The organism is Stenotrophomonas sp. 63632_Sma (assembly GCF_056482875.1).
Genome location: NZ_CM151220.1, coordinates 2,253,614 through 2,266,069 on the forward strand (window position 1 = coordinate 2,253,614; position 12,456 = coordinate 2,266,069).

The 12,456-nt window shown below is 66.4% G+C and carries 11 protein-coding genes; 3 read left to right on the top strand and 8 right to left on the bottom strand.

Annotation, left to right across the window (positions count from 1 at the left end):
* Position 1: 1 nt before the first annotated feature.
* The 5 genes from ACZK45_RS10445 to ACZK45_RS10465 all read right to left on the bottom strand — a co-directional run bounded on the left by ACZK45_RS10445 (position 2) and on the right by ACZK45_RS10465 (position 5,101).
* Positions 2 to 1,261, bottom strand: a complete 1,260-nt coding sequence (locus tag ACZK45_RS10445) for a class I SAM-dependent methyltransferase (RefSeq protein ID WP_478445806.1) — start codon at positions 1,259 to 1,261, stop codon at positions 2 to 4.
* Positions 1,258 to 2,025 (bottom strand): DUF1365 domain-containing protein, encoded by a 768-nt coding sequence (locus ACZK45_RS10450; RefSeq protein ID WP_478445807.1) that lies wholly within the window; start codon positions 2,023 to 2,025, stop codon positions 1,258 to 1,260. The genes ACZK45_RS10445 and ACZK45_RS10450 overlap by 4 nt, the downstream gene beginning before the upstream one ends.
* Positions 2,022 to 3,299 carry an NAD(P)/FAD-dependent oxidoreductase gene (locus ACZK45_RS10455; protein ID WP_478445808.1) on the bottom strand — a complete coding sequence of 426 codons (1,278 nt, stop codon included), beginning with the start codon at positions 3,297 to 3,299 and terminating at the stop codon, positions 2,022 to 2,024. Before ACZK45_RS10455 ends, ACZK45_RS10450 begins: the two co-directional genes overlap by 4 nt.
* A gap of 1 nt (position 3,300) precedes the next feature.
* Entirely contained in the window at positions 3,301 to 4,251 is a 951-nt protein-coding gene (locus ACZK45_RS10460) for an acyl-CoA desaturase (protein WP_032127330.1), read from the bottom strand.
* Positions 4,252 to 4,333: 82 nt separating this feature from the next.
* Complete coding sequence (locus ACZK45_RS10465) at positions 4,334 to 5,101, bottom strand: hypothetical protein (RefSeq protein ID WP_253143121.1); 768 nt, start codon at positions 5,099 to 5,101, stop codon at positions 4,334 to 4,336.
* A 134-nt stretch (positions 5,102 to 5,235) separates the two neighbouring features.
* Between ACZK45_RS10465 and ACZK45_RS10470 the strand changes: the two genes are divergently transcribed.
* Genes ACZK45_RS10470 through ACZK45_RS10480 form a run of 3 tightly spaced genes read left to right on the top strand, consistent with a single transcriptional unit; the run spans position 5,236 to position 7,236 of the window.
* On the top strand, positions 5,236 to 5,859 hold the full coding sequence (locus tag ACZK45_RS10470; protein WP_032127329.1) for a sigma-70 family RNA polymerase sigma factor: 624 nt from the start codon (positions 5,236 to 5,238) through the stop codon (positions 5,857 to 5,859).
* Complete coding sequence (locus ACZK45_RS10475) at positions 5,856 to 6,530, top strand: ChrR family anti-sigma-E factor (protein ID WP_253143122.1); 675 nt, start codon at positions 5,856 to 5,858, stop codon at positions 6,528 to 6,530. The genes ACZK45_RS10470 and ACZK45_RS10475 overlap by 4 nt, the downstream gene beginning before the upstream one ends.
* A 13-nt stretch (positions 6,531 to 6,543) precedes the next feature.
* Positions 6,544 to 7,236: a Rossmann-fold NAD(P)-binding domain-containing protein gene (locus ACZK45_RS10480; RefSeq protein WP_478445881.1), complete on the top strand. Its 693-nt coding sequence runs from the start codon at positions 6,544 to 6,546 to the stop codon at positions 7,234 to 7,236.
* Between the two features lie 2 nt (positions 7,237 to 7,238).
* Here the strand turns inward: ACZK45_RS10480 and ACZK45_RS10485 are convergent, their stop codons facing one another.
* Genes ACZK45_RS10485 through ACZK45_RS10495 form a run of 3 tightly spaced genes read right to left on the bottom strand, consistent with a single transcriptional unit; the run spans position 7,239 to position 12,332 of the window.
* Complete coding sequence (locus ACZK45_RS10485) at positions 7,239 to 9,638, bottom strand: response regulator (RefSeq protein WP_125894041.1); 2,400 nt, start codon at positions 9,636 to 9,638, stop codon at positions 7,239 to 7,241.
* A complete protein-coding gene (locus ACZK45_RS10490; RefSeq protein WP_125894043.1) occupies positions 9,631 to 10,098 on the bottom strand; it encodes a response regulator in 468 nt (155 codons plus the stop codon). The genes ACZK45_RS10485 and ACZK45_RS10490 overlap by 8 nt, the downstream gene beginning before the upstream one ends.
* Positions 10,095 to 12,332: an ATP-binding protein gene (locus ACZK45_RS10495; RefSeq protein WP_478445809.1), complete on the bottom strand. Its 2,238-nt coding sequence runs from the start codon at positions 12,330 to 12,332 to the stop codon at positions 10,095 to 10,097. The genes ACZK45_RS10490 and ACZK45_RS10495 overlap by 4 nt, the downstream gene beginning before the upstream one ends.
* Positions 12,333 to 12,456: the final 124 nt, after the last annotated feature.

The following is a 12,456-nucleotide window of genomic DNA, read 5'->3' on the forward strand; positions in this document are numbered from 1 at the left end:
GTCAGTGGCTGTCGGTCGCAGCGAGGACGGGCCGGTGGTCCGGACGGGCCAGCAGCAGATGCGAGACGCCGATCGAACGTTCCAGGAAGCCGCCCTCGCAATAGGCCAGATAGAACTCCCACAACCGGCAGAAGTGCGCATCAAAGCCCTGCGCCTGCACCGCAGGCAGCTGGGCCAGGAAGCGCTGGCGCCAGGCGCGCAGGGTCAGTGCGTAGGAGTGGCCGAAGTCCTGCTGGGCGATCAGCTGCAGGTCGCTGGATCGGGTCTTGGCGGCCATGATCGCGTTGATCGATGGGATGAAGCTGCCCGGAAATACATAGCGCTTGATGTAGTCGACGCTGCGCCGGGCCTGTTCGTAGCGATGGTCCTCGATGGTGATGGCCTGCAGCAGGGCAACGCCATCCGGCTTGAGCAGGCGTTGCAGTGTAGCCATGTAGGTGTCCAGGTACTCGGCGCCGATCGCTTCGATCATCTCGATCGAGACCAGCTTGTCGAACTGGCCCTGCAGGTCGCGGTAGTCCTGCATCAGCAGCGTGACCTGATCCTGCAGGCCCGCCGCCTCTACGCGCTGGGCGGCCAGCGCATGCTGTTCCGCGGAGATGGTGGTGGTGGTCACATGGCAGCCATAGTGCTGGGCGGCGTGTACCGCGAAACCGCCCCAGCCGGTGCCGATCTCCACCACACGGTCGCCTGGCTTGAGTTGCAGCTGCTGGCAGATGCGGTCCAGCTTGCGTCGCGAGGCGGATTCCAATGACTCGGATTCGCTGTCGAACATCGCTGACGAATACATCAGGTCCGGCGACAGGAACAGGGCAAAGAAGTCGTTGCCCAGGTCATAGTGCGCGGCGATATTGCGGCGGCTGCCTTCACGGCTGTTGCGGCGCAGGCGGTTCCAGACCCGCAGCATCCCCCCACCCAAGCGGGCCGGGCCACGCTCCATGCCGTCGAGCAGATCGCGATTGCGCACCAGCAGCCGGATCAGTGCCACCAGATCATCGCAGTGCCACTCGCCCTGGATGTAGCTATCACCTGCGCCCACGCTGCCTTGCGCAGCCACCTTGCGATAGAACGCCGGGTCATCGATGGTGACGGTGACATGCAGTTCACCACGGGCATCGCCCAGCCAGACTTCGCCGAGTGCATCGCGCACGCACAGCCGACCGTCGCGCATCGGGGCAAGCTGGGCCAGCAGGCGGCGGCGCAGGAACGCGTCCAAGGCACCGGGGCGCGGCAGGGCAACCCGGGGAGTCATCGAGTTCATCGCGGTTTCTCGGCAAGAGTGGGGTGGTCGTGCACCGGGTTGCGTTTCAACCACAGCCGCAGTGCGTGCCAGTGAATGGCGGCCACCACCTGGGTGGTCATCAGGGGATAGCAGGCCAGGACCCGGGCCAGCCCGCGGCCATCCAAGGCACGCCGCTGCATGGCCTGGGTGGCATCAAACTGGCGCACGCCGTCCCGCCAGACCTGCATGTGCACGCGCAGGTCCTGGTCGGGGCGGTTGAACCGCCAGTCGTAGCCGCAGTCCATCGGCATGAACGGCGAGACATGGAAGCACTTGTCGAACTGCCAACGCAGTGAGCTGCCTTCGTGCGTGGCGGTAGCGACCGGCAGCACATAGGCGTGCCGTTCCTTCCAGGGCGTGTTGGTGATCTCGGCCACGATGCAGTCCAGCGTGCTGCCGTCGGCCTGGTAGCAGTAGTAGAAACTGACCGGGTTGAACACGTGCCCGGCAAAGCGAAGATGGGTGAGCAGGCGCACCGGGCCGGTCGGCCGGTAGCCAAGCGTGTGGGCAGCGTGATCGCGGATGGCATCGGCCAGTGGCCGTGCGGGATCGCCGAAGTAGTCGCTGCGGCGGAACTCGGCCAGGTTGCGGCGATTGACCGACCACAACCAGCGTCCGGCGAACACCGTATCGAGTTCGTCCAGATCGAGCAGCAGCTGGGCGATGGGGTAACGGAAGGCATGCGGGTGCGGATGATGCCGGCGATGCACCACCTGCCCGATGTAGAGCGCGCTGGCACTCATGCCGCCACCTCATCCGAGGCGGATGCCAGCCGATGTGGAGCGCAGGCCTGCAGGGCATCGACCACGCGGCGGGCGCTGCGGATGCCATCCTCATGGAAGCCCCAGCCCCAATAGGCGCCTGCGAACCACGTATGGCGACGGCCCTGCAGTTCCGCCCAGCGCTGCTGTGCCCGCACCGCGGCGTGGTCGTGCACCGGGTGGGCATAGCGCAGCGTACGCAGTACTTTGGCCGGATCGATTGCCTCGCTGCGGTTGAGGGTAACCACCAGGGGCGTATCGCCGGGCAGGCCCTGCAGCAGGTTCATGCAGTAGCTGACCGTGCAGGGCGCGGCGCGATCCTCTGGCACGTGCGCGTTCCATGCCGCCCACGCCTTGCGGTTGCGCGGCAGCAAAGAGGCATCGGTATGCAGTACGGCCTCGTTGGATTGATAGCGGATGGCGCCAAGGACCTCACGCTCGATGGCATCGGCGTCGGCCAGCAACGCCAGCGCCTGGTCGCTGTGGCAGGCCAGGATCACTTCGTCGAAGGCCTCCGCGCCGGCCGCGCTGTGCACGCGTGCACCCCAGGGCATGCGTTCGACCATCCTGACCGGGCATTGCAGCCGCTCATGCACCCGCCAGCGGCGGCGCAGCGCATCCACGTAGCGCGCCGATCCCCCGCTGACCACCCGCCAGCTCGGGCGCCCGGTCATCTGCAGCATCTGGTGATTGGCCATGAACTGGGCCAGGTAGCGCGCCGGGAAGTCCTGCACGGTGGCGGTCGGTGAGGACCACAGTGCCGAGGCCATCGGCAGCAGGTGCTCGTCGATGAAGGCCTCGCCATAGCGCTGGCTGCGCAGGTACTCGCCGAGCGTGGGGCCGTTTTCCTCGGCCAGCAGCAACGGCGCATCCCGATAGAACCGGCGCAGGTCGGCCAGCATGCCCCAGAATCGAGGTGACACCAGGTTGCGGCGCTGGCAGAACAGGCCATCCAGCGAGGTGGCGTTGTACTCCACGCCGCTGCGCTCGCTGTGCATCGAGAAGCTCATCGTGGTCGGTTGCGAAGCCACACCCAGCTCGTCGAAGAGCGCGGTCAGCAGCGGATAGTGCTGGGGATTGAACACGATGAACCCGGTATCCACGGCCATGCGTGTCCCACCCACCTGGACGTCGTGCGTGTGGGTATGGCCACCGAGGTAGTCGTTGGCCTCGAACAGCGTGACGTCGTGCTGGCCATCGAGCCACCAGGCACTGGCCAGCCCCGCGATACCCGAGCCGATGACGGCGATGCGCATGTCAGTACCTCGCCTTGGCCAGGACCCACTCGGGGATGGGCTTGAGACCTTTGACCAGGCCCAGGGCCGCCATCGCGCGCAGTCCGTACCAGGTCAAATCCACTTCCCACCAGCGGAAGCCCTGGCGGACAGTGCCGGGGAAGAAGTGGTGGTTGTTGTGCCAGCCTTCGCCGAAGGTGAGCAGCGCCAGCCAGAGGTTGTTGCGGCTGTCATCGCGTGTGTCGAAGCGGCGGCGGCCGAATCGATGCGCCAGCGAATTGATGGTGACCGTGGCATGGAACAGCACGATGGTGGAGATGAAGAAGCCCCACACCAGCAGCTGTGGGCCGGAGGTGTGCAGGCCCGGTGCCCAGCGCTCCAACCCGGCGCCCAATGCATACAGCGCTGCGGCCAGCAGTACCGGTACGGCCGTATCGAAACGGTCCAGCCAGCGCAGTTCGGGGAAGCGCGCCAGGTCCGGCACCCGTGACAGATCGGTGGCGAACGCCTCGCGGGTCAGGAACCAACCCATGTGGCTGCGCCAGAAGCCGCCCTCGCGTGGCGAGTGCGGATCCAGCGGCTGGTCGGCATGGCGATGGTGATGGCGATGATGGGCGGCCCACCAAAGCGGCCCACGCTGCACGCTGGAGGCGCCGATGACAGCGAACACGAACTGCACCGGCCGCGATGCCTGGAAGGTCCGGTGCGAGAAATAGCGGTGATAGAACGCCGTGATGGCGAACATGCGCACCGCATAAAGCACTGCGGCGACGATCACCGCTGTCCATGAGATTCCGACCCAGAGCACAGCGATGCAGGCCAGGTGCATCAGTGCGAATGGCACGGCGCGCAACCAGTCGATGCGGCCGGGCTGTTCGCCGGTGGTCTCTGCGACGTTGCCGGTGTCGATCCAGCGCTGCAGCGTACGCAGCAGGCGCGAGCGTCGACGGGGGAGGGGCGCTACAGAGGCCATTGGGGGATCTCGGCGGGTGTCGTGTCTACCTGTACGCAGCAGCGCGTGCAATGGATGCGCTGCGACGCGAAGAATCTCGACTTCACCTGGGCGTCACGGCGCAGCGGTCGACCAGAGGATGCGTCCAGGCCTGCTGCCATTCCGCGGCAGTCTGCTCGGCAGCAGGCGAGCTGAAGCGCACCGTCACCTGCGGATAAGTGCCGCGTGCATCGCGCAGGTTGCTGGTACCGCGGAATTCCAGCAGGCGGCGGTCGGTGCTGGCATAGACGAGTGACAGACGCGGGGCGATGCCGCCGTACCAGGTGTCCAGACTGACGTCGATCGACTGCCCATCAATACCCTGCCAACGTACCGGACCGATGCGCCGCACCTGCACCGGGAAGTAGCGCTGCCGCCCAGGTACCAGGAAGGGCAGACTGATGCGTTCGCCGCGCAGCAGCGCCGGCCAGTGCAGGCGCACCGCAGCGTCGAACCCTGCATCGATCACCGCGTCCGGCGGCAGTTCAAGCCGGCGCTGATGCGGCTGGCTGGCGGCATCTTCCTTCCAGGCAATCGACACCGAGTCGCCAGTGGCGTCGACTTCGGCGGTCTGGCCGCTGCGGCGGTCCTGCAGCGAATAGCCCCGTGCCTGCGGGCGGGCGCTGGCGGGCAGATGCTTGCGGGCGAAGGGCTGGCCATCCGGGCACTGGTACAGCACCCAGCGTTCGGCACCCTCCGTTGCCTCGCGCCGCCAGTGCACTTCACGGTAGAGGATGTCGCCCTGCGCGGAGGTGGCCACACCCTCATTTCGCAGCCAGGGTGCCGCCAGCGCGGCGTGGGGCAGGCACAACAGCAGCCAGGCAGTGCGCATGGTGTTCATCCGGAAGCGGAGGTCTCTCAGGTCATACGGCGGGGGCGCCCGGTTGGATGCGCAGTGCCGACTGCATCCAATGGCTGCCCCTGCGCGTACAGAGGAAGACCTTCACCTGCCCGCCGCGAACGCAGATGTACCCTGACGCCGCCAGCACACTCCTCAACTTCGATACCGCACGCACCGTGTCCAGTTCCCAGCAGCCGAGCAGCGAGCCGACGAACTGGGCCGGTGACATGGACGGCGTGGCGCGGCTGCGCGACCGCGAGTGTTTCATGCGGATCTACGACTACTTCATGCCGCGGCTGTGCGTGTACCTGCGCGGCCTGGGCGCACCCGATGCCGTAGCCGAGGAGCTGGCGCAGGAATGCCTGTTGCGCCTATGGCTGCGGGCCGCCGATTTCGATCCGGCACAGGGGGCGCTGAGTACGTGGCTGTATCGCATCGCCCGCAACCTGCATATCGATCGAGTGCGCCGTGAGCGCAGCTGGATGCAGGTGCAGGCGGCAGTGGAGGACGCGGCGACGCTGGATGTGATCGAGCGCAGCAGCGCCGAGCAGTTCGCCGACCAGGCGCGTCTGCGCCAGCGCATCAACGAGCTGCCTGCGGTGCAGGCACGGCTGGTGCGGATGTCCTATTTCGAAGCCAAGAGCCACAGCGAAATCGCCGAAGCGCTGGGTATGCCGCTGGGGACGGTCAAATCGCACCTGCGCCGTGCCTTCCTGCAACTGCAGGCGAAAGTGGGAGGTGTGCTGTGAATCCGCACCACCACCTGCACGAATCCACGCTGATGAGCTATGCCGCCGGTGCGCTGCCGGCGCCGTTGAGCATCGTGGCCGGTGCCCATCTGGAGCAGTGCCCGCATTGCCGTCAGCGCCTGCGCGATGCTGAGGCGATCGGTTCGGTGCTGCTGGAGCAGACCCAGCCGCCTGCAACCGACACGCGGCGCGAACAGTTGCGCGAGGCCATGCTGATGCAGCTGGCCACGGAAACGCCGATGGCCATGGCGGAATCCCTGCGCCCTATGCCGAAGGATCGGCCCGAGGCTGATCCCGATCATCTGCCGGCGTCACTGCATCCCTACTTTGGCACCTCGCTGGGTGACCTGCGCTGGCGTTGGATGGCGCCGGGGGTGCACTGCATCCGGGCCGAGCAGATGCCCTCGCTGATCATGCTGAAGATCGCCCCCGGCAAGTGCCTGCCCATGCACAGCCATGGCCGCAGCGAGCTGACCCAGATCCTGCGCGGTTCCTACAACGACGCGCTGGGGCTGTTCGCGCCGGGTGACGTTGCGGATCTGGACGAGGAGGTGGAGCACCAGCCGGTGACCGCGCCGGGTGTGCCGTGCATCTGCGTGTCTGCGTTGGATGCGCCGTTGGTGTTCAGCGGTTGGCTGGCGCGGAAGATCCAGCGTTTCGTGAAACTCTGAGGCGGGTGCGATGATGGTCGGGACGGGTGCATTGCGGATTCTGTTGACCGGTGCCGCAGGCCTGGTCGGGCAGGGTGTGGTGCTGGCCTGCCAGCGCTCACAACAGGTCTCCCGCCTGACCGCGCTGGTCCGTCACCCCGGCAGTCTGAGCGGCACCGGCAGCGAACTGATTGTCCCGGACTTTCTGCGTATCCAGGAGCGGGTGGAGGAGCTCGCCGGGTTCGATGCATGCCTCTACTGCGCCGGTGCGCCACCGGTCGGCACCGCCGAGGCCGAGTACCGACGCGTTACCGTGGACACCACGCTGGCGGTGGCCCGTGCCTGGGCGGCCGCGAATCCCGAGGGATGCTTTCTGTATGTATCCGGTGCGGGTGCAGACCCTCAGAGCCGGCTGATGCCGCTGAGGGTCAAGGGCGAGACCGAAGTTGCTTTGCAGGCCCTGCCGGTGCGCTCGGTGATGCTGCGCCCGGGTGGCGTCAGCCCGGTCGCGGGAACCGGCACCCGTCATGCCCTGTTGAAGCCCTTGTACTGGGGCGGCGCGCCGTTGATGAAGCTGGCCGGTGCGATTGCGCCTTCGTTGATGACCAGCAATCTGGCCCTGGGCCAGGCGATGATTGCGCTGGCCGCCAGGGAGCATCCGCCGGCCACGGTGGAGTGCGCGGACATCAACCGGATCGCCGCTGGCATGCGCGATCCGGCGTCCTGACCTCAGTGCGGCGTCGCCTCCAGCGCGGTGCGCACCGCCGCTGCAAGATCACTGCGGGTAAACGGCTTTGGCAGCAATGAAACGGCGCGTCCCTGGCTGCCCACCTGGTCGTGGTCGCGTGGATAGCCCGACGTGAACAGGACGGCGACTTCCGGCCAGCGTTCACGTACTTCGTGCACCAGTTCCCAGCCCGACATGCCGGGCATCACCACGTCCGAGAACAGCAGATCCACCTTGGTGTCGGGGCGTTCCAGCAGCCGCAGTGCGGAGGGTCCGTCGTGGGCTTCCAGCACGCGGTAGCCGAGCAGCCGCAGCGCATCCACCGTGTGGGCGCGGACATCGTCATTGTCCTCGGCCACCAGAATGGTTTCCTCGCGCGGTGAGTAACCCGCCAGGCCGGTCTGTGGGGTGCGTGCTTCGCAGGGCAGGGACAGCGGAGAGCGCGGGAACATCATGGTGATGCTGGTACCGCCGCCTTCCACCGAGTCGATCAGCACGTGGCCACCGGACTGCTTGACGAAGCCATGCACCATGGACAGGCCAAGCCCGGTGCCGCGGCCAACCTGCTTGGTGGTGAAGAACGGCTCGAACACGCGCGCCAGGGTCGCTGCGTCCATGCCGTGGCCATTGTCGCGCACCCGCAACATCACGTACTCGCCTGGCGTTGCATCGGGAAACAGGGCGGCGTAGTCGTGGTCGAGGTGGCTGTTGTCGACTTCGATCACCAGCCGGCCGCCATGCGGCATCGCATCGCGGGCATTGACCGCCAGGTTCAGTACGGAGGCCTCCAGCTGGCTGATGTCGATCTCCACGCACCAGATGTCCTCGGCGTTGCGGATCTCCAGCTGCACCAGCTCACCCAGTGCACGCTGCAGCATGTCGTGCATGTCCAGCAGGCGTTCGTTGAGGTTGGCGGCCTGGCTGTGCAGCGGCTGGCGACGGGCAAACGCCAGCAGGCGCTGGGTCAGGCTGGCGGCACGGCCGACGCCTTTCAGTGCATTGTCCAGTGCACGGCTGACCATTGCCCCGGGTTCTCCGGCGCGTTCGTTGAGCAGCATGGCGTGCTCGACGTTGCCGGAGATGACCGTCAGGATGTTGTTGAAATCATGGGCGATGCCGCCGGTGAGCTGGCCGACCGCCTCGATCTTCTGTGACTGGCGAAGCGCGTGTTCTGCTTGTAGCCGCGCGGTGGTTTCCACCGCCTCGGAGACCACGGCGGTGACCACGCCTTCGGTATCCAGCAGCGGGCGGAACGAGAAGTCGAAGCTGCGCCGCCCGGTCGGGAGTTCCAGTTCCAGTGCATGCAGCGAACTGCGGCCCTGTACGGCTGCGGCGACGGCCTGGTCGATCAGCGCACTGATGCCATCGGTTGTGGCAAACCAGAGCGATTCGCCGAAGCGCGCGCCAACAGTGTCCTTCTTGTCCGCAAGCACCGCGGCCAGTGACGCGTCATTGGCATCAACCACGCGTCCGGACAGATCCAGCAGCACCTGATGCTGGAAGCTGGATTCGAAGATCGCCTGCAGGCGCCGCTTGCTGGCCCGCAACTCGGCGGTGCGTGCCTGCACCTGTCGCTCGAGAACCTGGTTGTCCTCGCGCAGCGCCAGTTCGGCCTGCTTCAACAGTGAAACATCGCTGCCCATGCAGATGTAGCCGACCACGCTGCCATCGGCCGCATGTTCCGGTACGCAGTCCATCTGCACGAATCGTGATTCGCCGCTGCGGTGGACCAGTTCGACCTGGAAGCTGGTGCGCTCGCCCTGCAGTACCCGCTCCAGGCTGGGCAGGGCGTGCTCGAAGGCGGAAATGCCGCTGACATCCCGTGCCGCGCGACCCAGCAGTTCGGCCAGGCTGACGCCGTGCCAGTCCAGGAACGCCTTGTTCGCGAAGCGGTAGCGATGCGCCGTGTCGAGCTGGGCGATCAGCGCAGGGACGGCATTGGTTACCTGCTGCAACTGCGCCTGGCTGTCGTTCAGTGCGGCCTGCGCCTGCACAAGCTGGGTGCGTTCATGGGCCTCCTGCCGCGCACGACGGATCGCATCCGGCAGGCGCTGCAGGCGCTGCTTGACCACGTAGTCGCGCGCGCCGCGGGTCAGCGCCTGCACGGCCAACTCCTCGGTAAGCGTGCCGGAGACGAAGATGAAGGGCGTCTGCGGAATCCGCTCGCGCGCCAGCGCCAGTGCAGCGTCGCCGTCGAATCCGGGCAGCACATGATCGGCCAGGATCACATCGAAGGCGCGATTCTCAATTGCCTCGATGAAGGCATTGCGGGTCCACAGGCGCTCGGCCTCGAAATCGAGGCCGGCACGCTGCAGCTGTGCGCTGATCAGCTCCGCATCAAGCGCGCTGTCCTCCAGCATGAGGATGCGCAGGCGCTCGCTGCGGCGCGATCCATCACGCATTGTGCTGCCCCGAGCCGTTGGGCCGATGCGGCGGGGGCTGGTTGGTGATGCCCCAGAACATGCCCAGCCCTTGGATGGCGTCGAAGAACTCCTTGAAGTCCACTGGCTTGACCACGAATGCGTTCACGCCCAGTTCGTAACTGCGCACGAGATCCTGTTCTTCGCGCGAAGAGGTCAGCATCACCACCGGGGTGCTGCTCAGCTGTGCGTCACCACGCACCTGTTCCAGCACTTCCAGGCCGTTCACCTTGGGCAGCTTCAGGTCCAGCAGCACCACCACCGGGCCGCCGTGCATGGCGCCGGCGAACTTGCCTTCGCAGCGCAGGTAATCCAGCGCTTCGGCGCCGTCACGTACATGGATGACATCGTTCAGCAACTGGCAACGCGACAGCGCCGCCAGCGTCAGCTCTGCATCCTTGGGGCTGTCCTCTACCAAGAGGATCGGCCGCAGGTCCCTCATGGGTGATCTCCTGTGGAACGGGGTAGGGTGAAGTGGATCGTGGCGCCCTTGCCAGGTTCGCCCTCGGCCCAGGTCCTGCCGCCGTGGCGGCCGACGATGCGGCGCACGTTGGCCAGGCCAATGCCGGTGCCTTCGAATTCCTCGACGTGGTGCAGGCGCTGGAATACGCCGAACAGCTTGTCCACGTAGCGCATGTCGAAGCCACAGCCGTTGTCGCGCACGAAGAAGTGGTCTTCGTCGTCGTTTCGCTGGTGACCGACCTCGATGACCGCCTGCTCGCGCTCGCGGGTGAACTTGATCGCGTTGGCCAGCAGGTTCTGCCAGACCAGGCGCAGCATCGTCGGGTCGGCTTCGACCTCCGGCAACGGCGCAAGCGTCCACTGCACGTCGCGGCCGCTGTAGTCCAGGACCAGGCTCCGGCGCACATCCTCGGCCAGCGCGGCCATATCCAGCCGCGCCCGGCCCAGCGTAGAGCGGCCCATCTGCGAAAAGCTCAGCAGGTCGTCCACCAACGTTCCGGCAGATTTGGCCGACTCCACGATCGTATCCAGGAAGCGGCGCTCGGTATCGTTGAGGCGTTCGCCGGCCGAGCTGCCCAGCAGTTCCGAGTAACCGACGATATGGCGGAATGGCGCGCGCAGGTCATGGCTTACGGAGTAGGAAAACGCTTCGAGTTCCTTGTTGCTGCGGACCAGCTGCTCGTTGAGCTCAGCCATTTCCTCGGCCTTGCGCAGCACGATGTCGACGATGGCCGTGCGCATCTCGTGCGCGGCATCGCGGTCGGCGTCGTTCCACGGCAGGCTGCGCTGCTGCACGGTCTCTTTCCATGCTTCGAATGAACTGCGCGGGGACAGTGCCACGCCGGGCGCCGCCGCTTTGCGTGGGTCGCCCCCCCAGCGCACGGTGTGCACCACTTCCGGGCGGAACCACATCAGATAGCTGTCGTGCAGCTGCGAAATGGACACCGCCAGTACGCCGCTCGCCACGTCGGACAGGCGCGCGCCGGGCGCCCAGTCGGCTGCCAGATGGTCACTGCAGTACGTTTCCTGCCCGGCCTGCTGTGCGGCCAGCCAATCGGCCAGGGCCAGCACGTCGGTCGCGGGCGGGCACTGGCCCACACGCATGCAGTCGCCCTTGTGCACAATGGCGGCGCCTGCGGCACCGGTCAGCGACAGCAGGCTGGCTTCATCGTGGCGCAGCGCAGCCATGAAATCCTCGTCGCCGGCGATGCGTGCCAGCAGCTTGACCAGCACCGAGCGGCGCGCCACGCGTTCTTCGATGGCGCGTGCACGCTCCTTCAGCGCGATTTGCAGCGACAGGATCTGGTCCATGAATTCACAGGCGGTGCGCACGTGATAGGGCAGGCGGCGCGGCTGCATCGTGTGGCAGGACACCAGGCCCCACAGCTGGCCCTCATGCACCAGCGACACCGACATCGACGCGCCGGTGCCCATGTTGCGCATGTACTGCAGGTGCACGGGCGAAACGCTGCGTAGCACGGCCAGGCTCAGGTCGGTGGCCGGCGCGTCGCGGTGCTCCTCGCTGCGCATCAGCGGGGCAGGGGTGTAGTTGTTGTCCGCGATCAGTCGCACCCGGTTGCGCCGATACAGCTCGCGGGCCTGGGCCGGAATGTCCGACTCGGGGAAGCGCAGGTCCAGGTAGGACGGCAACTTGCCGTTGCCATCCTCGGCGACCACGATGCCGTTCCAGCCGGCATCGAACTGGTAGACCAGAGTGCGGTCGAAGCCGGTCAGCCGACGCATGTGCGCGGCCGCCAGCTGGCACAGATCTTCCACGGTGGTAGCCGATTCGATGCCGGTCATCAGTTCGCGGATCGACGGATACAGTTCTTCCAGCGAACCCGGTTGGCCGGGAACCGGTGCCTCCAGCTCGATCAGCAGATCGCTGGCGGAGCGATGCACCAGCAGCTGATGCCGCCCGTGGCCGTCCAGGTGCACAGCGCCTACATGGGCGCTGCTGCCCACCGTGGCCTGCTGGAACAGCGCCTGGAAGGGGGCCAGCACGCCGCCCAGTACCTCGCTGACGTGCTGCATCAACGGTTCGCCGAACTGCTTCAGCAACCCCGGCTGGCTGATGGCGCGCTCACGCACCCGCAGTGACTGAGGCTCCACTACCAGAAGCACCCCATATGGCTGGATGGCACCGGGCGTATGAATCGGTTCGCGCGCACAACGGGACTGGGCGGTGTCGTGCGTGGACTCAGCAGAAGGCATCAAGGGCGGGACTCATGATTCGTGGATGGCTGGAAAGGCCCAGCGTCGCATCCGGCATGCATGGATGGTGAAGCAAAATCGTGCATTCGCCTACCAGCACGTTCGCGTGAAGAGCGTTTCATTC

What these genes read in the sequence shown, in the direction of transcription:
- ACZK45_RS10490 (WP_125894043.1), bottom strand. Translation starts at nt 10,098, where the DNA reads ATGAGGGACCTGCGGCCGATCCTCTTGGTAGAGGACAGCCCCAAGGAT.
- ACZK45_RS10460 (WP_032127330.1), bottom strand. Translation starts at nt 4,251, where the DNA reads ATGGCCTCTGTAGCGCCCCTCCCCCGTCGACGCTCGCGCCTGCTGCGT.
- ACZK45_RS10495 (WP_478445809.1), bottom strand. Translation starts at nt 12,332, where the DNA reads ATGCCTTCTGCTGAGTCCACGCACGACACCGCCCAGTCCCGTTGTGCG.
- ACZK45_RS10450 (WP_478445807.1), bottom strand. Translation starts at nt 2,025, where the DNA reads ATGAGTGCCAGCGCGCTCTACATCGGGCAGGTGGTGCATCGCCGGCAT.
- ACZK45_RS10455 (WP_478445808.1), bottom strand. Translation starts at nt 3,299, where the DNA reads ATGCGCATCGCCGTCATCGGCTCGGGTATCGCGGGGCTGGCCAGTGCC.
- ACZK45_RS10480 (WP_478445881.1), top strand. Translation starts at nt 6,544, where the DNA reads ATGGTCGGGACGGGTGCATTGCGGATTCTGTTGACCGGTGCCGCAGGC.
- ACZK45_RS10485 (WP_125894041.1), bottom strand. Translation starts at nt 9,638, where the DNA reads ATGCGTGATGGATCGCGCCGCAGCGAGCGCCTGCGCATCCTCATGCTG.
- ACZK45_RS10470 (WP_032127329.1), top strand. Translation starts at nt 5,236, where the DNA reads ATGTACCCTGACGCCGCCAGCACACTCCTCAACTTCGATACCGCACGC.
- ACZK45_RS10445 (WP_478445806.1), bottom strand. Translation starts at nt 1,261, where the DNA reads ATGAACTCGATGACTCCCCGGGTTGCCCTGCCGCGCCCCGGTGCCTTG.
- ACZK45_RS10465 (WP_253143121.1), bottom strand. Translation starts at nt 5,101, where the DNA reads ATGCGCACTGCCTGGCTGCTGTTGTGCCTGCCCCACGCCGCGCTGGCG.